Below are 22,539 nucleotides of genomic sequence, written 5' to 3'. Positions count from 1 at the left end.
CGAACTCATGCTCAGCTCGTCGCGCGTTGCTTGAGTTGGTCCATGAGAACGGTGAGATCGGCTGCAGGAATCGCCGTCGGCCCGTCGATCGCCGGAGGCGCCGAAGCGGGCGGTTCCAGTCGGTAGGAAACTTCAGTGCGCCAGCGGTTGGCCTCGAACTCCGCCTGCAGTTCTGGCAGAGGCTTACCGAAAGCTTCCTGCACTGCTTCTGCGGCTGGCGTGCGCTGGCGCATGAGCATCGCCAGCTCGCGATAGCGTTCGCGACGCTCCGGAGTGGTCAGAACGCCGAACAGCGCCCACGCATGTGCGCGACTGGCGAGTTCATTGAAATCCGCGGGCGCGAGGTTCTGCGGGACTGCCTCGAGCAGCTTTGGCAGATCGAGTCGTTCCGTGGGACGCTTGCCGTTCTCGACGGCTGCCATGAACATCGGATTTCGGTTCAGCAGCACCGTGCCGTCGGGTTTCATGATGAGGCCATTCAGCAGATTGGCGATGCCGAGCTGGTACCAGGCGGGATAGGACCGTGCAGCCTGAGAGGACAGCATGCCTTGCCCGTACATGAAGAGGGCCGACTGCAGCGGCTCATCGCCGGGCTGGTCCACGATCACCGCGACGACGTCGTCGGCGGAGGGCATGTACTTGCTGTGCGTATATGAGCGCGAACGCTTCTGTTCTTCCAGCTCCCCCGGTTTGAAGATGAGACGCTTTGCGTCGTCGCGAGTCAGCGAGTAAAGAGTGAGCGGCGGTAGCGCGGTGTCTGCTTCAAGTCCGGTGAAATCCATCAGCACCTGTTCGTACCGCAGCGTTGCGCGCAGCAGCCGTTCGCAGCGTGCGCCGCTGCTGTTCGTCACTACGACGACCCGGCCCACTGCGCAGCGCCAGTAGGCTTCCGCCGCGAAAGCCGGGCGAATCGCCGGCGGACCCAGGAGGAAGGCGCATACGCAGGCAAGCAGAATGCTCGATCGCATGGCTGTGCTGTTCTCTTTGTCGGTGAGGGGAATCTAGCACGGGCGGGCGAGAGAACGGGATCTTGGGGCCTTTGCAGGCGTTGAGGATTTCAAGCGTCGGGAGTTGCCACATGAACTGCTTATCGCGTGCGTCCGCCGGTATCGTGCTGGTCCTTTGCATGTTCGCCAGCGCGAACAGCCTTGCAGCGGACGTGCTCTCACCTTGCAGGGTCCCTGATGTCGAGCGAGCTGCGCGGTGCGGGACGATAGAGGTCCTTGAGGATCCGGGGCGCCCGGGCGGTCGTCGAATCCAGATAAGTGTCGTCGTGGTGTCAGCCAGGAGCGGCCAGGCGCTTCCCGACCCGATCGTTCCACTCATGGGCGGGCCTGGCGAGGAGGCGATCAGCGCCGCCGCCTACTACTCGGAGCAGTTCGCATCGCTGCTCGACAAGCGCGACCTGGTGCTGATCGACCAGCGCGGAACAGGACGATCCAGTGCGTTGAACTGCGATATGTATCGCGACGAGGAAGCGGCCGAGAATCTTCAGAATTTCTTTCCGCCCTCCGCAGTGAGGCGTTGCGCCCGGCAGCACGCATCGGCGGACCTGAGCGCGTACTCCTATCTGCGATTCGCGGATGATCTCGAGTACGTCCGGAGGAAGCTCGGTTATGGGCCCATGAATCTGTTCGCTGGTTCTTATGGAACGCGCGCCGCCCAGATTTTTCTCAAGACTCATCCGCAAAGCGCACGAACTGCCTATCTCGGCAGCGTCGTGCCTCTCGATGTCGTCATTCCGCTGCCGATGGCGAAGGCTCTGCAGGACGTCTTCGAGAAGACCTTCGGCGCCTGCGCCGCCGATTCGGAGTGTCACGCCGCGTTTCCGAATCTGCGGGCCGAGTTCAATGAGGTGCTTACGCGGCTCGACAAGGGCGTGAAGGTCTCGGTCCCCGGCGGAGCCGTCGAAACGCAGCTGCCACGCGGCCGATTCGTCGAATGGCTTCGCGCGAGGCTATATCGCGCGGAGACTGCAGCGCAGGTACCGTGGTTCATCCATCAGGCGTACGTCGGCAACTGGAATCCGATCGTCGAGACGATCCTGTCCGACACCAGCCGTCGCGATTCGGCGGAATCCCCTGTGAGCTTTGGGCTTTTCTTTGCGATCGCCTGCAGCGGTGACATCGCGTTCCTGGAGGAGGCCAGTGTCGCGCCGCAATCGCAGGGCACGTTCCTCGGGGACTACCGCGTCCGCCAGCAGGAGGTGGCGTGCAAGGAATGGCCGACGGTTCGTCTTCCAGCGAACTATCGCGATCCAGTCCGCACGTCCGTGCCGACGCTCTTCGTTTCGGGTGACACCGATCCTGCGACACCTCTGTGGTTCACCGAGCGCGTTGCGCCGGGATTCACCGAGCGCGCGGAAGTGGTCTTGCGCAATCGGGGGCACACAGAGTGGAGTGACTGTGTCGGAAAGCTGTACGAGCAGTTCGTCCGCGGCGGCCAGGCGCGTGGGATCGATGGGGCGTCGTGCGGTGCGCTTCGCAGACCGCCGTTCAGGATTCGCTGAGGGCCTTTACCAGCAACGCTACGCACCGCCCATCGCTCGTATCAAGTTCGCCGAATCGTGAGAAGCCACGCTTCTCGTGAAATCGCATCGACACCGGATTGGGCGGATCCACGTTGACCTCGCAGCACAGCATTCTTACGTCGCGCGATCCGCACAGGTCCTCGACGTGCGCGTACAAGTCGGATGCCACGCTGGATCGCCGCGCGTCCAGCGATATGGCTACCTGGTCGATGTAAAGAAAGGGCCGCGCCAATGAGGCGCGGAAATGCTGGAACTCCTCGCCGTCGTAGTTTGCGCTGCTGTTCATCGCCAGGACGTAACCAACGATCCCCGCCCGCGTTTCCGCGACAACGAATACGCCGCTCATCGACGTCAGACGCAGCAGCTCGGCCCGATCGAGCAGGGCGACATTGGGCGCAGCCGCAGCATTGATCCCGAGAATCGAGTCGAAATCCCGCGCGATACAGGGACGAATGGCGACAGACATGATGCTTACAGAATATCGGTTCGGCGCGGGAAAGCAGCCGCATTTTTTGACCGGTGACCCGTGGCCATTCACCGGCAACGCCTTGCCGAACCGCCCGCGGCCCAGTTCAATATGCCGGTGCGCAGCGGGTCGTAAACGCTCAAAGGAAGGATAAGAACCGTGCTATTCGCCGCAGAGACATGGCCGTTCACCATCGCCACTTTCCTCATGCTTCTCATTGCAGTCGTCGAAGGACTCGCGATGGTTGCCGGAGCGAATATTTCGGAATGGCTTCAGAGCGCGCTGCCTGATCCCTGGGACAGCGTTCACGGACCCTTCGACAACGTCCTCGGCTGGCTGCACGTCGGGCGGGTGCCGTTCCTGGTCCTCGTCGTGCTCTTCCTCATGGGGTTCGCGCTGGCCGGCTTCGCGCTGAACATGGTCGCGAACCGCATTTTCGGGCTGTGGGTGCCGACGCTGATCTCGGTGCCGCTGGCCTTCTTCGCAACGCTTCCCTTCGTTCGCATCCTCGGCGCCGGCCTTGCGCGGATCATTCCGCAGGATCAGACCTTCGCGGTGTCTTTCGAAACGCTGATCGGCCGCGTCGCCACGATGGTTGGCGGCACGGCGCGTCCGGGTTACCCGGCGCAGGCGAGAGTCGCGAACGAGCACGGCCAGAATCTCTACATCATGGTCGAGCCGGAAACGGAGGGCGTCACGTTCGGCAGCGGCGAGCAGATCCTGCTGAAGAAGCAGATCTCGGGAAGCCGCTTCGCCGGAGTCGTCAATCCGTGGCCCGATCTGGTTTGACGCAAGAGCGGCACGAGCCGTGCGAGTTGCCTGGGTTTCTGGGATTTCGTTTCTGGGATTTCTAACTACTGGGAGTAAAACGGATGTTGACGGCGCAGATGACTGAATGGCTGATTCTCACGGGCATCGGCTTTCTCGGTTTCCTGGTGATCGTGACCATCTTTTCCCGCCTGTATCGCCGGTCCTCGAAGGAGAGATCGTTCGTGCGTACCGGTCTCGGCGGGCAGAAGATCGTGATGGATGGCGGCGCGCTCGTGCTGCCGGTGTTTCACGAGACCATTCTCGTGAACATGAATACATTGAAGCTCGAGGTCACGCGGTTCGGCAAGGACTCGCTCTTCACGAAAGACCGCATGCGTGTCGACGTGGTCGTGGCGTTCTTCGTGCGAGTCGTCCCGACGAAGGAAGGAATCGCCAACGCGGCGCAGACTCTCGGTCAGCGCACGATGGATCCGGATCAGCTCTCGCAACTCGTCGAGGACAAGTTCGTCGATGCGCTGCGCGCAGCGGCTGTGTCGATGACGATGCAGGAGCTGCTCGACAAGCGCCAGGATTTCATCCAGGGCGTGCAGAACGCAGTGAGCGAGGACCTGCTCAAGAACGGTCTCGAGCTCGAGAGCGTGTCGCTCACCCGCATCGACCAGACGGCCATGCAGTTCTTCGATCCGAACAACGCATTCGACGCCGAGGGCCTGACGCGGCTCACCGAGCAGACACAGCGCCGCAGCCGCGAGCGCAACGAAATCGAGCAGGACACGACGGTCGCGATCTCGAAGAAGAACTTCGAAGCGAAGCAGTTGCAGCTCGAGATCGATCGTCAGAAGCGGTTCGCCGAGCTCGCGCAGGGACAGGAAGTTGCCAACCGCGAGGCTGAGCAGTCAGCGACGGTCGCCAAGGTGCAAGCCGAGAAGACGCGCGAAGCCGAGGAAGCGAAGATCGTCGCGCAGCGGCAGATTCGCGAGGCCGAGGTGGCCAAGCAGCAGGCGGTGCGTCAGCGCGAAGTGGAAGCCGAGCGTGAGGTCCAGATCGCGTCGATCGAGCAGCAGCGCGCGACCCAGATCGCCGAGCAGAACAAGGCGATCTCCGTGGCACAGAAGTCCGAAGAGCAGTCGAAGGCTCAGGCGAGCGCCAACATGGCGCTCGCCGAAGCGGTCAAGTCGGAACAGGCTGTGAAGACCGCCGAAGATGTCGCCAAGGCAGAGCGCGAGAAGAAAGTCACGCTCGTCATCGCGACCCAGGAAGCCGAACGCCAGGCGATCAGCGTGAAGGTCTCCGCGATGGCTGAGAAGGAAGCTTCGGAAGCGAAGGCCGACGCAATCCGTACGCTCGCAAAGGCAAATCGCGAGAACTACGAAGCGGAAGCGGCCGGCAAGCGCTTGCTGAACGAAGCCATCAACACGCTCTCGAACGCGCAGATCTCGCTGCAGGAGAAGCTGGCGCTGATCCAGGGCCTGCCGCGGATCATCGAGCAGGCCGTGAAGCCGATGCAGAGTATCGACTCGATCCGCATCATGCAGGTCGACGGTCTCAACACCGGCGCCGCTGGCGCACAGGCTGGCGACGGAGCACCGGCAGCAGGCAGCGGCAATCTCGCCGAGCAGGCAGTCGGTGCGGCGCTGAAGTATCGGGCGTACGCACCGGTCGTCGATCAGCTCATCAAGGAAGTGGGCTTGTCGGGTGACGGACTGGCGGGGTTGGTGAAGTCAGCATCACATCCCGCAACGACGTTGCCGGTGCCTTCAGCGGGACAGGCGTAACCAATGGTGGTAACCGGCGGTAGCGGTCAGGAGCCGTTACCGCCGGCTGCGCTTCTTCTTGTGGGTCCGGCTTCAGCCGGACGTCATGCGAAGCATGCCTTCGGCATCACGTCCGGCTGAAGCCGGACCCACAGTAAGACCCACAGCGGGACAACAATCCGGCTATCGCGCAACGTCTCCGGCTCGTTCCGCGATCGGCCTCGCATGGCTCACCAGTGACACCAGGAACTTCCCTGGCTCCTCCGTCATCGGCATATGCGCGGAATGCTCGAACCAGACGAGCTGCTTCCGGGGCGCTTTGACTTTCGCGAACCATTCAGCCGCGACCTCGGAGTTCACGTTGATGTCCTTGCGCCCGAGAAAGAGGATCAGCGGGCAGTCGAGTCGTTTGATGCCGCTCATGTCGAGGCTCACGACTTCCGGGAGCAGATAAGGAGCAGCGAAATTGTTGCCCTCCCAGATTCTGGTGATCTCGGCATCCGTGTAGTCGGGCGAGAGTCGCGCGAGCGCGCTATCAGCGGCGTTGTCTTTTCGATATGCCATCACGCCGCCGTAGGCGCCGACCCATTTGCGCTGCGTGTAGAGATCCTTCAGCGGAACGACAGTGCCGGGCGGCGAGTAGGGCGCGATGGCCTCGAGTTCTCGAATGGCCTCCGCGTTCCCCTCGCGCCGCGCGGCGTCGATAGCGAATTGCCAGCCGCGGCGTTCGCTCTCGGGAGCGTCCGCCATCTGGGTCACTCCTATATATGCGTGCAGTTGCCGCGGATGACGCCGGGCCAGGTCGAGGCCGAGGTAGCTGCCCCACGAATGGCCCATGACGAAGACTTTCTCCTTGCCGAACTCCTTGCGGACCCAGGCAAGCATTTCCTCGGCGTCGGCGATCATGCGATCGCGATTCACGGTGGATTCGATGGCCTTCGGATCCGACAGCAGGTGCGTCTTGCCGGCTGCGCGTTGATCCCACTGCACGACAGTGAAGTACTCTTCCCAGCCCCGGCCGAACCACCAACTCATCGGGATCGAGACGTAGCCTGGTCCGCCATGAATGTGGAGCAACACGGGATTGCGCCGATCGGTGCCACGGATGGAGACCCACTGATCGATGCCGCCGATGCGCAGCTTCTCGACCCGCTCGACGCCGTCGGGCGTGACGATCCGGCGCGCGTCCGCGATGATCGCAACGGCTTCGGCGCGGTTCGTAGGTTTGACGGGGGTCTGCGCAAGCGCCAGTGTGGAGACGAACAAGCTCACGAGCGAAGTCGAAATGCGCACAACCATGGTGAGTCCTCGCCAGCGAAGAGATATCGATAAAGACGTTCGCAGCCCGCAAGTTCCGACGTCGGCGGCGCTGCAGGTGTAGTAGACAAACGGCCGCCAACTCTGTCCACTGCCGTCACCCATGCGCAGTACACAGTCATTCTCGCTGGAGAAGCATTCGGGGCCGTACGAGAAGTGGCCGCGCGAGACTCGTTTGTTCTTCGACGGCGAGTTCACCGGAACGTCGATCCCAGGATTCATTATCGAGGCGCAGTACGAACTGGGTCCTGGTTATCTGATCATCACGTCGCAGGACTGTCCGTTCGAGGAGTCGAACGACTTCGTGCTGCTGGACCGTCAGTTCCGGCGGATCGCCCATCGGCAGTTGCTCGTCTGGTACGAGACGTTCTTGCTGAACGCCCACTGGCCTGTCGCGGATGACGCGCTGGTGCTCCACTATCATGAGACGCTCTTCTTCAAGCTCTCTGTGAAACGCCGCTTCTTTGGCCGCGGCTATCGCTTTGGATTGCGACACATCCGGCGATTCGAGAACGATGCCAGGATGAAGGAGTCGGTGCGCCAACTGCGCGAGCGGCTCTCACGGACGGCACGTTAGCCGCCGCTCCCATCGCGCGGTGTCTTCAGCACACCGCTGTCACCTCCGTTGGCAACCGAGCCGCTCTCCGCGACGGGTATAAACGAGCGAGCGGATGCGTGCGTCCGTCGGGTTCTCCGGAGATTCTCATGTACGACTGCAGGAAATTCTTCATCGACGGATCGTGGGTGTCGCCAGCCGGCCGCCGCGAGTTGCAGGTGGTCAACCCGATGACGGAAGAGGTCACGGGACAGATCCTTTGCGGCAACGCAGATGATGTCGATGACGCGGTCAAGGCGGCGCGCGCTGCATTCGAGACATATTCGAGAACGTCGCGCGAGGAACGCATCGCGTTGCTCGAGAGAATCGTCAGAGCGTACGAGGCTTCCATCCCGAGCCTCGCCGAGGCGGTGTCCGACGAGATGGGCGCACCGATGGACCTTGCCGTGCAAGCCCAGGCGGGCAGCGGCTTCCGGCATCTTTCGACCGCACTCGCGATCCTGAGGGAGTTTCCGTTCGAGGAGCGTATGGGCACCACCCAGCTTCTGCGGGAGCCGATCGGTGTTTGCGGCCTGATCACACCCTGGAACTGGCCCTTGAATCAGATCAGCTGCAAGGTCGCGCCGGCGCTTGCGACGGGCTGCACGGTCGTGCTGAAGCCCAGCGAGACCGCGCCAGTCACGGCGCACATCTTTGCCGAGATCCTTGCTGAAGCAGGTGTGCCGCGCGGCGTGTTCAATCTCGTCGACGGCGATGGTCCATCCGTGGGCGAGGCTATTTCGCGGCATCCGGACATCGACATGGTTTCGTTCACAGGCTCGACGCGCGCAGGCGTGCAAGTCGCGAAAGCGGCCGCGGACACCGTGAAACGCGTGTCGCAGGAGCTGGGCGGAAAATCCGCCAACATCATCCTCGAAGATGCGGATCTCACGGCTGCGGTCGGTGGCGGTGTCACATGGATGATGGCGAACAGCGGCCAGTCGTGTAACGCGCCCTCGCGCATGCTCGTGCCGGAGAAGCTATACGAGCAGGCGGTCGAGATCGCCAGAGCAACGGCGCAGAAACTCGTAGTGGGCGATCCGAAGGCCGCTGGTGTGACGATGGGCCCCGTCGCGAACAAAGTGCAGTTCGAAAAGATCCAGGCGCTCATTCAACGTGGCATCGACGAAGGTGCGCGCGTCGTGATCGGCGGAACGGGCCGGCCGGAAGGCTTCGATCGCGGCTACCTGGTGCGACCCACGATCTTCGCGGATGTCACCAATGAGATGACGATCGCGCGCGAGGAGATCTTCGGGCCGGTGCTCGTGATGATTCCTTATCGTACGGAAGAGGAAGCAGTGCGCGTCGCCAACGACACGGTCTATGGACTCTCCGGTCACGTTCACTCACGCAATCTCGAGCGCGCGCGTCGAGTCGCTTCGAGAATGCGGACCGGCATGGTTCACCTGAACGGAGCGGCGCGTGATCTCTACGCGCCCTTCGGCGGCTACAAGCAGTCGGGCAATGGTCGCGAGTGGGGCGCCGAGGGATTCAAGGAGTTCCTGGAGCTGAAGGCGGTGATGGGGAGCTACGCGCAGATCTAAGCGATCACGCGTAGCGCTGCAGGCTCAACTCCGTCGCATCGATATCGGGCTTGCGTCCCGAGATCATGTCCGCCATCACGCGACCCGATCCGCACGCCATCGTCCAGCCGAGCGTGCCGTGCCCCGTGTTGAAGAAGAGATTCCGATAGCGGCTCGGGCCGACGATCGGTGTGCCGTCCGGTGTCATCGGGCGCATGCCGGTCCAGAACGAGGCTTCGCCGACGTTGCCGGCGGAGGGAAAGAGTCCGCGCAGTGAAAGCTCGAGCGTCTCGCGTCGTGCGGGATGCAAGCGACGGTTGAAGCCGGAGAGCTCCGCGGTGCCGCCGACACGAATGCGATCACCCAGTCGTGTGATCGCGACCTTGTAGCTCTCGTCCATGATGGTCGAGACGGGCGCCTTCGCCGCATTGGTGATCGGCACGGTGATCGAGTAGCCCTTCACGGGATAGACCGGCAAGCGAATCCCGAGCGTCTGCGCCATCGGTGTCGAGAAGCTGCCCATGGCCATCACATAGACGTCGGCCTGGAGTCGGCCCTTCGATGTGCGAACGGCGCCGATGCGTTCGCCTTCTGTTTCGATGGCTTCGATGGTCGTTTCGTACTGGAAGCTGACTCCGCGCTGCGCCGCCATTGCAGCGAGGCGTTGTGTGAACAGATGGCAATCGCCGGTTTCATCCTCGGGCAGGCGCAGGCCGCCGACGATGAGGTTACTGACGTCGGCGAGGCCGGGCTCGGCCGCGATGCAGCCGGCTGGATCGAGCACTTCGTACGGAACACCGAGCTCCTTCAGAACGGCGACATCATCAGCGGACCCATCGAGCTGCTTCTGTGTCCTGAACAGTTGCAGCGTTCCCATCGACCGCTCGTCATAAGCGATGCGAGTGTCCGCACGCAGCTGGCGAAGCACGTCGCGGCTGTACTCAGCGATCGGCACCATGCGGCTCTTGTTCACCTGGTAGCGCGCGAGCGTGCAGTTGCGGAGCATCTGCAGGATCCAGCGCCACTGCGCCGGATCGAAGCTCGGTCGCACGACCAGCGGCGAATGCTTCATGAACAGCCACTTCAGCGCTTTCACCGGCATGCCGGGGCCGGCCCACGGAGACGCGTAGCCGGGGGAGATTTCGCCCGCATTCGCAAAACTGGTTTCGAGCGCGGAGCCGGGCTGCCGATCGATGACTTCGACCTGATGGCCGGCCTCTGCCAGGTACCAGGCCGAGGTCACGCCGATCACGCCGCTGCCGAGTATGAGAACTTTCATTCTTGTTCCGCCGCCAGATTCCATCGCCCAAGAGGAAAAATCGGGCCACAGGCCCTATGATGCCGATCGCGAGCGCAATCATCTCCGAAGTCGCGCCGCAACACATCATTGCCGCGCGGCCGGGGCCTTCATGTATCCAGAACAGCAGACTGTTCTGCACAGCTGGTGCAAGCAATCCGAATGGTCGGCACCGACGATCGTCGGCGGCGCCGGCGCCTGGCTGCATACCGAGGATGGCCGGCGCATTCTCGACATGAGCAGTCTCGCCGAGTGCAGCAATCTCGGCCATCAGCATCCTCACGTCATTGCCGCGATTCGTGCACAGGCGCAGCAGTTGTGCTTCGTGACGAGCGCATGGGGCGCAAAGCCCCGGGCGCGGCTGGCCGAAATGCTGCTCGAGAAATCGGGATTCGAAGGCGGGCGCGTTTTCTTCACGCTCGCGGGCGCCGATGCGAACGAGAATGCAGTGAAGTTCGCACGCCAGGCGTCGGGAAAACCCCGTGGTCGGATCATCACGCGCGATCGTTCGTATCACGGCGCAAGTTATGCGGCGATGGCATTGTCCGGCGACACGCGCACGCGGCACCAGGTGAATCCGGAAGCTTTCGGCATTACGCATGTGCCTCCCCCGTACGCATATCGCTGTCCCTTTGGCAGCACGAGCGCGGAGGAGTGTGCGGAGCGAGCCGTGGGCGCAGTGACCGATGCAATCGACACTCATGGCGATGTCTCCGCCGTCTTGATGGAACCGAATGCCGGTACGAATGGAATCGTCGCACCGCCGGACTATTGGCCGTTGCTCAGGAAGCGAACTCGCGAGCAGGGCGTGTACCTGATTGCGGATGAAGTCATGAGCGGCTTCGGTCGCTGCGGCGAGTGGTTCGCATGGCAGCGGTACGGTGAAGCAGGGCGCCCCGATCTGATGACGCTCGCGAAAGGTCTCACTGGCGCACATCTGCCGCTCGGTGCAGTCGTGCTTTCCGCAGGCGTTGCTCAGCGGCTCGAACACGAGATGTTGTATACCGGGCTGACCTACTGCGGACACCCGCTCTCTTGCGCCGCGGGCATCGCGGCGCTCGAAACATACGAGAATGAAAACCTGATTGCGCGATCGCGTGCCCTCGGCGCACAGTTGCTCGAGGCGCTGCGCGGGCTGCAGGCGCGGCATGCAATCATTGGCGATGTTCGCGGCGGCGACGGCCTGTTCGCTGTCATCGAGTTGGTGAGCGACCGGAACACCCGGGAGCCTTTGAGCTCGTGGCCCGACGCGCATCCGGCGCTCAAACAGCTCGTGAAGTCCGCCCTGGATCGAAATGTTTCTCTCGCTTTCCGCGGCAACCTGATCCTGCTCGCGCCGCCGCTCGTCATTCAGGAAGAGGAACTGCAGGATGCGGTGTCATTGCTGGATGCGCTGATTGGAGCAATGAAACTGAGGTGACGGGTGACCGGCGGCGAGTGACGGGCTGCAGCCACTCGCAACTTTCCAGCGCATCACAACCCTCATCACCCGTCACTCGTCTCTTCGCCCATGTACAAACTAACCTACTCCACCATGTTCGATCCGCCGCCCGAAATGCATTCGCGTTTCGATGCGGCACTGAAAGAAGTGCGCTCGCAACTCGGCGCAAAGCACGCGCTGCATATCGACGGCGAAGACGTTCACGCGCAGCAGCATCGCGACAAGCGAAGCCCGATCGACCGCGATGTCGTGCTGGGCGCGTTCTCACAGGCGACAGCCGCGGATGCGGATCGGGCCATGCAGGCCGCGAAGGCGGCGCTGCCGAAATGGCGAGCGACGCCGGTTGCCGAGCGAACCCGGCTGCTTCGCAAGGTGGCGCAGCTCATCGAAGAGCGTGTCTACCAGATCAGTGCGGCGCTCGCGCTCGAGGTAGGCAAGAACCGGATGGAAGCTCTCGGTGAGACGCAGGAGACAGCGGATTTCTTCACCGTGTACTGCGACGATTTCGAGAAGCAGCAGTCCTTCGATCACGTCCTGCCGAACGATCCTCTGCCCAACGCGGTTTCGCGCAATCGCAGCGTTATGAAGCCGTACGGCGTGTGGGTCGTCATCACACCGTTCAATTTCCCGTTCGCGCTGGCCGGTGGCCCGGTCGCGGCAGCGCTCGTTACCGGCAATACCGTAGTGTTGAAAGGCGCGAGCGAGACGCCGTGGGCCGGTCGCCTGCTCGCGGACTGTCTGCGCGACGCAGGTCTTCCGCCTGGTGTGTTCAACTATCTGAGCGGTCCGAGCGCGGCGATCGGCGATGCCTTGATTCAGCATCCCCACACTGCGGGCGTCACGTTCACCGGTTCTTACGATGTCGGCATGAAGATCGCGCGACAGATGATCCAGGGCCGCTATCCGCGACCGTGCATCGCGGAGATGGGCGGCAAGAACGCGTGTGTCGTGACTGCGAAAGCAGACCTCGAGCGGGCCGCTGCCGGCATCGTTCGCAGCGCCTACGGGATGGGTGGACAGAAATGCTCCGCGCTCTCGCGACTGTACGTGGAAGATGCGGTTGCCGATGAGCTGGTGGCGAAACTGAGATCGAAGATCGCAGCGCTGGGCATCGGTGATCCGACGCGTGTAGAGAACTGGTTCGGCCCTGTCGTCAGCGAGAAGGCGCAGCGCGACTACGCGCGATACGTCGAGCAGCTCCGCACCGGCGGCGCGACGATCGTGGCGGGAGGAGAAGTTCTCACGCAGGGCGCCTTCGCGAATGGTTACTTCGTGACTCCGACGCTGGCCGAGGCGCCAGCGGATCACGCGCTGTGGCGCGAGGAGATGTTCCTGCCCATCCTGATGTGGCGTCGCATTCGCAGTCTCGATGAAGGCGTCGATCTCGCGAACGATTCGGATCTCGGTCTCACGGCAGGCGTCTACGGCTCCGATGAGGAAGTGAAATCCTTCCTCGATCGCATCGAAGCCGGTGTTACCTACGCGAATCGCCCTCAGGGCGCGACGACCGGCGCATGGCCGGGCTACCAGCCGTTCGGCGGCTGGAAAGGCTCCGGCAACACGGGCAAGGCAATCGCATCGTTCTACTACCTGGCGCAGTACATGCGCGAGCAATCGCAAACCATCGTTGAATGAACCATCATGCAATCTCCTCACATCAAGACCCCGCTCCCCGGCCCGAAGGCGCAAGCACTGCTGAAGCGTGATGCGCTGGTCACGTCGCCGTCCTATCCTCGCGACTATCCGTTCGCGATGTCGCACGGCAAAGGCACCGAAGTCTGGGATGTGGATGGCAATCGCTTTCTCGATTTCGCCGCCGGTATCGCGGTGTGCTCGACGGGGCACAGTCATCCCTCCGTCGTGAAGGCGATCAAGGACGCCGCGGATGAGTTCATTCATATCTCGAGCGACTACTGGCATGAACGCCAGACCGCACTCGCGGAGAAGATGAATGCGCTGAGCCCGATGCGCGAACCGACGATGAGCTTCTTCTGCCAGAGCGGCACGGAAGCGGTCGAAGGCTCGTTGAAGCTCGCGCGCTACGTGACTGGTCGGCCGCGCTTCATTGGATTCATCGGCGGCTTCCATGGCCGAACGATGGGATCGCTTTCGTTCACATCGAGCAAGTACACGCAGCAGAAGGGCTTCTTCCCGACGATGCCGGGCGTGACGCACGTGCCGTACCCCAACATGTATCGCCCGCTGTTCGCCGGCGAGGATCAGGGCGGGGCAGTGCTGAACTACATTGAGAACGTGCTGTTCAAGTCGAATGTGCCGCCTTCGGAAGTCGCGGCGATCCTGATCGAGCCGATTCAGGGTGAGGGCGGCTACCTGGTGCCACCGGAAGGGTTCCTGCAGGGCCTGCGCGACCTCTGCGATCGTCACGGCATCCTGCTCATCTTCGACGAAGTGCAATCGGGCATCGGCCGCACGGGCAAGATGTTCGCGAGCGAACACTTCGGCGTGGCGCCCGACATCATGTCGCTCGCGAAAGGCCTCGGCTCGGGACTGCCGATCGGCATGGTCGTCGCGAAGAAGAAGATCATGGAGAAATGGCAGCGCGGCGCGCACGGCAATACATACGGCGGCAATCCATTATGTTGTGCAGCGGCGCTCGCGACGATCGATCTCGTCGAGAAGGAGTTCATGGCGAATGCCGCCGAGGTCGGTACCTACTTCATGAACCAGCTGCGCGACCTGCAGGGCCGTTTCTCCTGCATCGGGCACGTGCGAGGCAAGGGGCTCATGCTCGGGATGGAACTGGTCGAAGACCGCAACACGAAGGTACCGGCGTCGAAGCTCACTGACGCAATCATCACGCGTGCGTATCACAACGGACTGTTGCTGCTGTCGTGCGGGCAAAGCACGATCCGGTTCATGCCGCCGCTGATGATCACGAAGGCGAACGTCGATGAGGCGGTCGCTATTCTGGCGTCGTCGATGGATGAAGCCATTAGCCGGTAGCGAGCCAGCCGGCTAGCCAGCCAGAGGAAGAAGGCTCGTCATCCCCGCGAAAGCGGGGATCCATCCGGATGGACTCCCGCGCACGCGGGAGTGACGGAATCGGGCGGAGGCTCCCTACAAGAAGGAGAAGAAGCGTGGGCGTGAGGTCGGTAGTTTCGATTGTGGTGATGGGATTTCTGGCCCTGCCGCCTGCGTTTGCCGCCAGGGAAGCGGTGCTCAAGCAGATCCAGCTACCGCACAACTACTACTTCCGCGAGATGCTGTTGCCGCAGCTCACGAGCGGGCCTTCGAGTGTGACGTTCTCGCCGGATGGACAGTCGCTCGTCTACAGCATGGCCGGATCGCTCTGGCGCCAGGCGATCGGTGCCGATGTCGCGCAGGAGCTCACTCGGGGTCCGGGCTATGACTATCAGCCGGATTGGTCGCCGGATGGCCGGCACATCGTCTTCACGCGTCACCATGCGAATGCGATCCAGATCGTGCGACTGGATGTTGCGACTGGCAAAGAACTTCAACTCACGAGCGGCAGCGATGTGAATCTGCAGCCGCGATACTCGCCGGACGGAAAGCGGCTGGCCTATGTATCGACGAAGGACACGGGGCACTTCAATCTCTTCGTGGCGGAGATCGCCGATCAAGGGCTGTCGGCCTCGAAGTTCGCATTGCCGCCGCGGGAGAGTGCGATCTCACGCTACTACTACTCGACGCACGATCACACGATCAATCCTTCTTGGACGCCCGATGGAGAGCGCCTCGTCTTCGTGTCGAATCGCGAAATCGCGTACGGAAGCGGCAGTGTCTGTGTCGCGGAGCCCGACAGCACTACAGCACCGACCTGCTTCAACAATGAAGAGACGAGCTGGCGGGCACAGCCGGAGGTCGGTCCCGATGGCGATCGAGTGCTGTACAGCAGCTACCAGGGGCGACAGTGGCATCAGCTCTGGCTGACGACGCTTTCCGGCGATGCGACGTTGCCGCTGACTTTCGGCGAGTTCGATGTCACGCAGGCACGCTGGTCGCCGGATGGCCGGCGGATCGCGTACGTCAGCAACGAGGACGGCAACCTGTCGTTGTGGGTGCAGGAAGTGGTGGGTGGCAAGCGCACGAAGATTCGCGCTGTCCGTCGCGAGCATCGCAGCCCCGTCGCGCTGCTGAAGGTTCGCCTCACGGATGCGTCTGGGAAGAATGTTCCCGGCCGACTCAGTGTGGTCGGATCGGATGCACGCGCCTATGCGCCGGTCAACGCATGGATTCATGCGGACGACGGCTTCGATCCTCAGCAGCAGCGAGAGGAGACCAGATACTTTCACTGCCTGGACGTCTGTGAAGTCGAAGTGCCGCTCGGTGATGTTGCTGTGACCGCGTGGCGTGGACAGCAGTACACACCAGCTCACCGGACGATCAAGGTAGGCAGCTCCGGCGCAAACGAACTGACGCTGCGACTTGAAGAGCTGCGTCTGCCAGCTTGGGCACCGCGCAGCATCACAGCCGACATGCACGTTCACATGAACTACGGCGGTCACTATCGCAGTGAGCTGCAGACGCTCGCGCGGCAGGCGCAGGCGGAGAATCTCGATGTCGTCTACAACACGATCGTCAACAAGGAGCAGCGCGTTCCCGACGTCAGCTTGTTCTCGACCAAGCCGTTCGTCGACGGCAGGACCATCGTCTACCAGTCGCAGGAGTATCACACCAGCTTCTGGGGGCATATGGCACTGCTGCATCTCGACGACCACTATCTGACACCGGGCTTCAGCGCTTACCAGCACAGCGCGCTGACTTCTCCTTATCCGCACAATGGAGTGATCGCCGATCTCGCTCATGCGCAGAACGCCATCGTCGGCTACGTGCATCCCTATGACTGGTCGATCGTGCCGGAGAAAGAGAAGGCGCTCACTCACACGTTCCCTGCCGACGCGGCGCTCGGCAAGGCGGACTACGTCGAAGTCGTCGGGTTCGCCGATCACAAGTCGACGGCGGAAGTGTGGTATCGCCTGCTGAATCTCGGATTCCGCGTGCCCACAGGGTCTGGCACCGACGCGATGACGAACTATGCGAGCCTGCGCGGCCCGGTCGGGATGAACCGTGCATACCTGCACACCGAGGGAGCCACGACACCTGCTGCGCTCAAGGCCGCGGTGAAGTCGGGTCGCACAGTGGCGAGCAATGGGCCGCAGCTGGCGTTACAGATCGACCAGCGCAACATCGGTGACGTGATCTCGTTGCCGGCCGGCAAGCATCGACTCCGCTACAGGGCCTCGATGCGTTCGATCGCACCGATCGATCATCTCGAGATCGTGCAGAACGGTCGCGTCGTTGCGTCGCATCACTTCGACAAAGACCGGACGCGCGCGGACATGGTAGGAGAGATCGACCTCGAAGCGAGCGGGTGGGTGCTGCTGCGCGCCTGGAATGAAGGCGCCAATCCGCTGATCCTTGACCTGTATCCCTACGCGACGACGAGCCCGATCTACATCGACGTTGCAGGCCAGTCGCCGAAGTCGGGCGCGGACGCGCAGTACTTCGTGCAATGGATGGATCGCGTCATCGACGCCGCCGAAGCTCGCGACGACTACAACGACAACGAAGAGAAGGAAGAGACCCTGAAGTATCTGGGGGCCGCGCGGGAAGTGTTTCGCGGGAAGCTCTGAAGGATGAGATCGCGTCATTCCCGCGAAAGCGGGAATCCATCTTGCTCCCGGAACGGATCCCCGCTTTCGCGGGGATGACGGACTGCCGGCGGGCTTACCGCCCGTACCTCTTCATCACCTTCTGCAGTTCCTTGTGATCGATGGCCACCGCCCTGTTGCCGTCCCGGCCCACCATCGTTTGCGCGGCGACCATCGCATTGATGATGCTTTCCTCGACGGACTGAACCGTGGCGAGGAAGAGTCCATCCATCTGGTCGTTGCCGAGCGAGCGCAGATTGCTCATGGCCACCGGGCTGGCGCTTTCATTCGCAGTGGAGAACGCGACGAAGATGTCGCCCGAACCATTGCCTGCGTAGCTGCCGTTGCGAGCCAGCCCCATCGCGGCGCGTCGTGCGAGCCGCTTCAACTGATGCGGCAGCAAGGGTGCATCAGTGGCGACGACGATGATGATCGAGCCCTGGTCTTTCGGCTTCGACCAGACCAGGTCGTTCTGCAGATGCTTGCCGACCGGTACACCCGCGATGCGCAGTTCGCTGCGGATTCCGTAGTTGGCCTGCACGAACGCGGCGACGGTATACGAAGCGTCTTCGATCTTGACGACGCGTGAGCTCGTGCCGCTGCCGCACTTGAACTCGTGACAGATCATGCCGGTGCCGCCGCCGACGTTGCCTTCAGCGATCGCCCCGCCTTTCGCAGCATCCAGCGCCGCAAACACGTGATCGGGCTTTAAATGGAATCCGTTGATGTCGTTGAGCTCGCCGTCCCAGGTTTCGGCGACGACGGGCAGCGACCACCAGTATCCGGAAGGATCGGCGCCGCCCTGACGAATGCGCCACGAGATGACCGCATCGCGCACGACACCGACGCTGTGCGTATTCGTCAGCATCACCGGACCTTCGAGCATTCCCGATTCCTCGATCCAGTGCGTACCGGTCATCTCGCCGTTGCCGTTCAGGCTGAAAACGCCTGCGAATACGGGCTTTTCGCTGCTGGCGCGTCCGCGGGGCAGGATCGCTGTTACGCCAGTGCGCACTGCGTGTTCGCCTGAGCCGTCGATGAGCGTGGAGTAGCCCACGATGACACCAGGTACATCGGTTATCGCGTTGTATACGCCTGGCGTTCCGTCGAATGGGATGCCGAGTCCGCGTGCGCGGATGGGATCCGCCGTCGTCGTCGCAGCCAGCAGAAAAGAGGCGACACCGAGCGCCACAAGGGTTAGTTTGTTCATGACGGTCTCCTTGGCTTCATTGAAGCATGAGCGCGGCGCGCGGTGAACATGAACAACTCCAACGACAAGTCAGCCCGTGCGGGGAAAATGGGTTTCTGGATGTGCCTCGCGCTGGTCGTGGGCAACATCATCGGTTCGGGTGTTTTCCTGTTGCCAGCGTCCCTGGCGCCTTACGGATTGAACAGTGTTTTCGGCTGGATGGTGACGGCGGCTGGTGCGCTGCTGCTTGCCTACGTGTTTGCGCGACTGGCCCGGGCGTATCCGCAAGCGGGCGGACCCTACGTCTATCCGCGAGCTGCCTTCGGCGAGCTCGCAGGGTTCCTCATGGCCTGGGGCTATTGGGTGTCGACCTGGGTCGGCAACACGGCGATCGCAATCGGTTCGGTCGCGAGCCTCGCTGAGCTGATTCCCGCACTGAAGACAACCGTCGGTGCGCCGGCATTCACGGCCTGCGCCCTCATCTGGATCCTCACGTTTCTCAACTGGCGCGGCGTGCAGTACGCCGGTGCGTTTCAGATCGTCACCACCGTTCTGAAGCTGCTGCCGCTGACGGCTGTGATCATCCTGGGCTGCAGCCTTTTCATCGATCAGGACGCGGCGGTTATTCGTGTCGAACCTCAGCCTTTCAGTTTCCCGGCGATCGCGGCTGCAGCCGCGCTGACGCTCTGGGCGTTACTGGGGCTCGAATCGGCGACCGTGCCGAGCGACGACGTGATCGATCCGCAACGCACGATTCCTCGCGCGACGATCATTGGCACGCTGATCGCCGCGGTCGTCTATGTTGCCGCGTCGACCACGGTGATCCTGCTGATTCCCGGCACCGAGCTTGCCGAATCCAATGCACCGTTCGCCGACGTGGTCCGGATCTTCTGGGGCGATCGGGCAGCAAGCACGCTCGCGCTGTTCGCATTCATCAGCGGCGTCGGTGCGCTGAATGGCTGGATCCTGGTGCAGGGCGAAATACCGCGAGTCCTCGCGCGCGAAGGCGTTTTCCCGGTCATCTTTGCCAGGACCTCGAAGCATGGGACGCCCGGTGCGGCGCTCTGCATCACGAGCGCGCTCGCCACTCCCGTCGTTCTCATGAACTACAGCGATTCGATGGTGAAGATCTTCACGTTCATCATCCTCATCGCGACCGCGGCTTTCCTCGTGATGTATCTGCTGTGCTCCCTCGCGGCGCTCAAGCTGGCCTGGCGCGGGGAACTCGGTGTGCAAGGAACGAAATTCGTTGTGCTGCTGGTCGTTGCCACTCTCGCTGCGGCGTACTCTCTCTGGACGCTCTACGGCGCCGGTGCCGAAGCCGTCGGGTGGTGCATGGCTCTTCTTGCCGGTGGACTCCCGGTCTATTTCTGGATGAAATGGCGTCGCAGCCCCCTCGCTGCACCCAGCACCCTTTCCGATCCTCCTGCCTGAACCGGCATCGTTGCCGGTTGAAACTCGATCTATGCGCGATCCGCGTTACAACATCCTTTTCGAACCCGTTCGTATTGGTCCGGTCACTGCCAGGAACCGCTTCTATCAAGTCCCGCATTGCAACGGCATGGGGCATGCGATGCCCGAAGCGCATGCCGCGATGCGCGAGATGAAGGCCGAGGGAGGCTGGGCCGTCGTCAGTACGGAAGAATGCGAGATCCATCCCTCGGGGGATGTGTCGCCTTACGTCGAAGCCCGACTGTGGGACGACCAGGACATTCCCGCGCTGAGCCTGATGTGCGAGCGCGTTCACGCGCACGGCGCGCTTGCCGCGATCGAACTGACGCACAACGGCCCGACATCATCGAATCTCTATTCGCGTGAAGTCGCGATCGCCCCGTCGCACCAGCCGCTCAAGTACGGCTATCCGCATCAGGCGCGCGCGATGACGCTGCACGACATCCGAGAGTATCGACGATGGCATCGCGATGCGGCTCTTCGTGCGAAGCGCGCGGGTTTCGACATCATCTACATCTATGCGGCGCACGATCTGTCGCTCGCGATGCACTTCCTGCAGAGCCGGCGCAACAAGCGCACCGACGAGTACGGCGGGACGCTCGAGAATCGCGTTCGTCTTCTGCGCGAGCTGATCGAAGACACGAAGGATGCTGTCGGCGACAAGTGCGCTGTCGCAGTCCGGTTCGCGACAGAAGAATTCCAGGGGGCGGACGGCGTGACCGAGTCAGAGGCGAAAGAGATCGTGCATCTGCTCGCCGATCTGCCGGATCTCTGGGATGTGAACATCGCGGCCTGGTACATGGACTCGCAGACATCGCGATTCGCTCGCGAGGGTTACCAGGAGCCATTTACGCATTGGGTGAAGCAGATCACGCGCAAGCCTGTCGTCGGCGTCGGTCGATTCACGTCGCCGGACACGATGGTGAGCCAGATCCGTCGCGGCGTGCTCGACTTCATCGGTGCGGCGCGTCCATCGATCGCCGACCCGTTCCTGCCGAAGAAGATCGAGGAAGGCCGCGGCGACGATATTCGCGAATGCATCGGCTGCAACATCTGCGTCACCGGGGACATGACGATCACGCCGATCCGTTGCACTCAGAACCCGACGATGGGCGAGGAGTGGCGCAAAGGCTGGCATCCGGAACGCATCGAAACAAAACGCAGTGATCGCAAAGTGCTGATCGTCGGTGCGGGACCGTCGGGACTTGAAGCGGCGAGGGCGCTCGGGCAGCGCGGCTATGAAGTGCATCTTGCCGAGGCTGATCGCGAGCTCGGCGGTCGGGTGACACGCGAAGCGCGATTGCCGGGACTCGCCGAATGGGCTCGCGTCCGCGACTGGCGCGTGTCGCAGATCAACAAGATGTCGAACGTCGCGATCTATCGCGAGAATCGGTTGACCGCGGACGATATCCTGGGATTCGAAGCACCGCGCGTCGTGCTGGCGACGGGCTGTCATTGGCGGCGCGATGGCTACGGAAGGACGAACGGATCAGGCATCGCGGGCCTCGAAGGGCCGAATGTATTCACGCCGGACGACATCATGCGCGGCGTCGTTCCCGAGGGACCGGTGCTGCTGTTCGACGACGACTACTTCTATATGGGAAGCGTGCTCGCCGAAGTGCTTCGCGCCGCCGGCCGTGAAGTGATCTACGTGACACCGGACGATGCAGTCGCTTCGTGGACGGCCTACACACATGAGTTCCGCCACATCCAGAAACGTCTACGCAAGCTCGGGGTCCGACTCGTCACCTCGCACAATCTCAAATCGTTCGGCCCCGAAGGCGCGCTGCTCAGCTGCGTCTACACAGACGGAACCCAGCAGGTGCCCTGCGCTTCGGTGCTCACGATCACTGCGCGATTGCCGAACGACGAACTGCAGCAATCCTTACTCGCATCAGAAGCGCAGTGGCGCGATGCTGGCATCGAGACCGTCACCGCAATCGGCGACAGCCTGGCTCCCGGTCTGATCGCGCACGCCGTCTACTCCGGCCATCGCTACGCGCAGGAATTCGATAGCGAGCGGGAGGGCGAAGTCGCGTTCAGAAGAAGGGGATGGCGGATAGCGGAGGGTGAATAGGCCGTGACTGGTTCCGGATGGATAGTCACCAGCCGCTATCCGCTATCCCCTTCTTCCTGTCTCCATTCGGCGTCGCCATTTGACAATATGGATGCCTGCGTCGCCATGTGACAAAGAATGTCACGCCTGCCTGCCGCCGCCTGCGTGTTCAACTGATTGATCCAGCGTCAATTGTCTGACTGGCACACCCGTTGCATTACTCAGGGTGCGTCAAGCAAAAGGGGCTGTGACATGAAAACGAACTGTGAAGTGGTTGGCTGGTTGCTGGTCGATGGTGAGCGGCCCGAGGTGTTCATTCGCGAAGCGGACGGCGCGCTGTCGTCGCAGCGGGCGGATCTGCGCAGCACCTTCGGTCATCAGTCGGTCCAGACCGGTGCATTCCGGCGCGGCAACCCGATCCACGATCCGGTGACCCGCGAAATGCTCGGCTACGAGATGGAACAGGTTTCGCGTCCCTCCGCACTGAGCGCCTGACACCCCGTCGAATCGATGCC

The 22,539-nt window shown here is 62.5% G+C and carries 17 protein-coding genes; 12 read left to right on the top strand and 5 right to left on the bottom strand.

Annotated elements, in window-relative coordinates:
* Positions 1-11 precede the first annotated feature (11 nt).
* Positions 12-968 carry a hypothetical protein gene (locus HNQ60_RS06645; protein WP_184330265.1) on the bottom strand — a complete coding sequence of 319 codons (957 nt, stop codon included), beginning with the start codon at positions 966-968 and terminating at the stop codon, positions 12-14.
* 305 nt (positions 969-1,273) lie between these two features.
* Between HNQ60_RS06645 and HNQ60_RS06640 the strand changes: the two genes are divergently transcribed.
* The gene (locus HNQ60_RS06640; RefSeq protein WP_184330264.1) at positions 1,274-2,509 is read left to right on the top strand and encodes an alpha/beta fold hydrolase; all 1,236 of its coding nucleotides are present in this window, start codon (positions 1,274-1,276) and stop codon (positions 2,507-2,509) included.
* Here the strand turns inward: HNQ60_RS06640 and HNQ60_RS06635 are convergent.
* Positions 2,496-2,996, bottom strand: coding sequence for a GNAT family N-acetyltransferase (locus HNQ60_RS06635; protein WP_184330263.1), 501 nt, complete (start codon positions 2,994-2,996; stop codon positions 2,496-2,498). The two genes, HNQ60_RS06640 and HNQ60_RS06635, sit on opposite strands and share 14 nt — an antisense overlap.
* Before the next feature lie 159 nt (positions 2,997-3,155).
* Here HNQ60_RS06635 and HNQ60_RS06630 point away from each other — a divergent pair, with 159 nt between their 5' ends.
* Positions 3,156-3,785 carry a YqiJ family protein gene (locus tag HNQ60_RS06630; RefSeq protein WP_184330262.1) on the top strand — a complete coding sequence of 210 codons (630 nt, stop codon included), beginning with the start codon at positions 3,156-3,158 and terminating at the stop codon, positions 3,783-3,785.
* A gap of 98 nt (positions 3,786-3,883) precedes the next feature.
* Positions 3,884-5,542, top strand: coding sequence for a flotillin family protein (locus HNQ60_RS06625; RefSeq protein WP_184331789.1), 1,659 nt, complete (start codon positions 3,884-3,886; stop codon positions 5,540-5,542).
* Positions 5,543-5,704: 162 nt separating this feature from the next.
* Here the strand turns inward: HNQ60_RS06625 and HNQ60_RS06620 are convergent, their stop codons facing one another.
* A complete protein-coding gene (locus HNQ60_RS06620; RefSeq protein WP_184330261.1) occupies positions 5,705-6,820 on the bottom strand; it encodes an alpha/beta fold hydrolase in 1,116 nt (371 codons plus the stop codon).
* 121 nt (positions 6,821-6,941) lie between these two features.
* Here HNQ60_RS06620 and HNQ60_RS06615 point away from each other — a divergent pair, with 121 nt between their 5' ends.
* Positions 6,942-7,415 (top strand): hypothetical protein, encoded by a 474-nt coding sequence (locus HNQ60_RS06615; RefSeq protein ID WP_184330260.1) that lies wholly within the window; start codon positions 6,942-6,944, stop codon positions 7,413-7,415.
* Positions 7,416-7,543: 128 nt separating this feature from the next.
* The gene (locus HNQ60_RS06610; protein WP_184330259.1) at positions 7,544-8,977 is read left to right on the top strand and encodes an aldehyde dehydrogenase family protein; all 1,434 of its coding nucleotides are present in this window, start codon (positions 7,544-7,546) and stop codon (positions 8,975-8,977) included.
* Positions 8,978-8,981: 4 nt separating this feature from the next.
* On the opposite strand, the gene HNQ60_RS06605 is transcribed toward HNQ60_RS06610, so the two are convergent.
* Entirely contained in the window at positions 8,982-10,235 is a 1,254-nt protein-coding gene (locus HNQ60_RS06605) for a D-amino acid dehydrogenase (protein WP_184330258.1), read from the bottom strand.
* A gap of 130 nt (positions 10,236-10,365) precedes the next feature.
* On the opposite strand from HNQ60_RS06605, the gene HNQ60_RS06600 reads away from it, so the two are divergent.
* The 4 genes from HNQ60_RS06600 (at position 10,366) to HNQ60_RS06585 (ending at position 17,309) form a co-directional block, all read left to right on the top strand.
* Positions 10,366-11,673 (top strand): aminotransferase family protein, encoded by a 1,308-nt coding sequence (locus HNQ60_RS06600; RefSeq protein WP_184330257.1) that lies wholly within the window; start codon positions 10,366-10,368, stop codon positions 11,671-11,673.
* A 90-nt stretch (positions 11,674-11,763) separates the two neighbouring features.
* The gene (locus HNQ60_RS06595) at positions 11,764-13,329 is read left to right on the top strand and encodes an aldehyde dehydrogenase family protein (RefSeq protein ID WP_184330256.1); all 1,566 of its coding nucleotides are present in this window, start codon (positions 11,764-11,766) and stop codon (positions 13,327-13,329) included.
* A gap of 6 nt (positions 13,330-13,335) precedes the next feature.
* Entirely contained in the window at positions 13,336-14,658 is a 1,323-nt protein-coding gene (locus HNQ60_RS06590; RefSeq protein ID WP_184330255.1) for an acetyl ornithine aminotransferase family protein, read from the top strand.
* Positions 14,659-14,798: 140 nt separating this feature from the next.
* Positions 14,799-17,309, top strand: a complete 2,511-nt coding sequence (locus HNQ60_RS06585; protein WP_221304073.1) for a CehA/McbA family metallohydrolase — start codon at positions 14,799-14,801, stop codon at positions 17,307-17,309.
* A gap of 94 nt (positions 17,310-17,403) precedes the next feature.
* Here HNQ60_RS06585 and HNQ60_RS06580 read toward each other — a convergent pair whose 3' ends face one another.
* On the bottom strand, positions 17,404-18,537 hold the full coding sequence (locus tag HNQ60_RS06580; RefSeq protein WP_184330253.1) for a DmpA family aminopeptidase: 1,134 nt from the start codon (positions 18,535-18,537) through the stop codon (positions 17,404-17,406).
* 48 nt (positions 18,538-18,585) lie between these two features.
* Between HNQ60_RS06580 and HNQ60_RS06575 the strand changes: the two genes are divergently transcribed.
* The 3 genes from HNQ60_RS06575 to HNQ60_RS06565 all read left to right on the top strand — a co-directional run bounded on the left by HNQ60_RS06575 (position 18,586) and on the right by HNQ60_RS06565 (position 22,519).
* On the top strand, positions 18,586-19,950 hold the full coding sequence (locus HNQ60_RS06575; RefSeq protein ID WP_184330252.1) for an amino acid permease: 1,365 nt from the start codon (positions 18,586-18,588) through the stop codon (positions 19,948-19,950).
* A gap of 31 nt (positions 19,951-19,981) precedes the next feature.
* Entirely contained in the window at positions 19,982-22,045 is a 2,064-nt protein-coding gene (locus HNQ60_RS06570) for an oxidoreductase (RefSeq protein WP_184330251.1), read from the top strand.
* Positions 22,046-22,276: 231 nt separating this feature from the next.
* Positions 22,277-22,519: a hypothetical protein gene (locus tag HNQ60_RS06565; protein WP_184330250.1), complete on the top strand. Its 243-nt coding sequence runs from the start codon at positions 22,277-22,279 to the stop codon at positions 22,517-22,519.
* Positions 22,520-22,539: the final 20 nt, after the last annotated feature.

Source organism: Povalibacter uvarum, from assembly GCF_014202975.1.
In the GTDB taxonomy this organism is placed as follows: Bacteria; Pseudomonadota; Gammaproteobacteria; order Steroidobacterales; family Steroidobacteraceae; genus Steroidobacter; species Steroidobacter uvarum.
Note: the sequence above shows the minus strand (reverse complement) of the source record. Positions and strands in the feature narration are given on the sequence as shown.

What these genes read in the sequence shown, in the direction of transcription:
- HNQ60_RS06565 (WP_184330250.1), top strand. Translation starts at nt 22,277, where the DNA reads ATGAAAACGAACTGTGAAGTGGTTGGCTGGTTGCTGGTCGATGGTGAG.
- HNQ60_RS06625 (WP_184331789.1), top strand. Translation starts at nt 3,884, where the DNA reads ATGACTGAATGGCTGATTCTCACGGGCATCGGCTTTCTCGGTTTCCTG.
- HNQ60_RS06590 (WP_184330255.1), top strand. Translation starts at nt 13,336, where the DNA reads ATGCAATCTCCTCACATCAAGACCCCGCTCCCCGGCCCGAAGGCGCAA.
- HNQ60_RS06610 (WP_184330259.1), top strand. Translation starts at nt 7,544, where the DNA reads ATGTACGACTGCAGGAAATTCTTCATCGACGGATCGTGGGTGTCGCCA.
- HNQ60_RS06600 (WP_184330257.1), top strand. Translation starts at nt 10,366, where the DNA reads ATGTATCCAGAACAGCAGACTGTTCTGCACAGCTGGTGCAAGCAATCC.
- HNQ60_RS06645 (WP_184330265.1), bottom strand. Translation starts at nt 968, where the DNA reads ATGCGATCGAGCATTCTGCTTGCCTGCGTATGCGCCTTCCTCCTGGGT.
- HNQ60_RS06615 (WP_184330260.1), top strand. Translation starts at nt 6,942, where the DNA reads ATGCGCAGTACACAGTCATTCTCGCTGGAGAAGCATTCGGGGCCGTAC.
- HNQ60_RS06570 (WP_184330251.1), top strand. Translation starts at nt 19,982, where the DNA reads ATGCGCGATCCGCGTTACAACATCCTTTTCGAACCCGTTCGTATTGGT.
- HNQ60_RS06620 (WP_184330261.1), bottom strand. Translation starts at nt 6,820, where the DNA reads ATGGTTGTGCGCATTTCGACTTCGCTCGTGAGCTTGTTCGTCTCCACA.
- HNQ60_RS06605 (WP_184330258.1), bottom strand. Translation starts at nt 10,235, where the DNA reads ATGAAAGTTCTCATACTCGGCAGCGGCGTGATCGGCGTGACCTCGGCC.
- HNQ60_RS06595 (WP_184330256.1), top strand. Translation starts at nt 11,764, where the DNA reads ATGTACAAACTAACCTACTCCACCATGTTCGATCCGCCGCCCGAAATG.
- HNQ60_RS06635 (WP_184330263.1), bottom strand. Translation starts at nt 2,996, where the DNA reads ATGTCTGTCGCCATTCGTCCCTGTATCGCGCGGGATTTCGACTCGATT.
- HNQ60_RS06575 (WP_184330252.1), top strand. Translation starts at nt 18,586, where the DNA reads ATGAACAACTCCAACGACAAGTCAGCCCGTGCGGGGAAAATGGGTTTC.
- HNQ60_RS06580 (WP_184330253.1), bottom strand. Translation starts at nt 18,537, where the DNA reads ATGAACAAACTAACCCTTGTGGCGCTCGGTGTCGCCTCTTTTCTGCTG.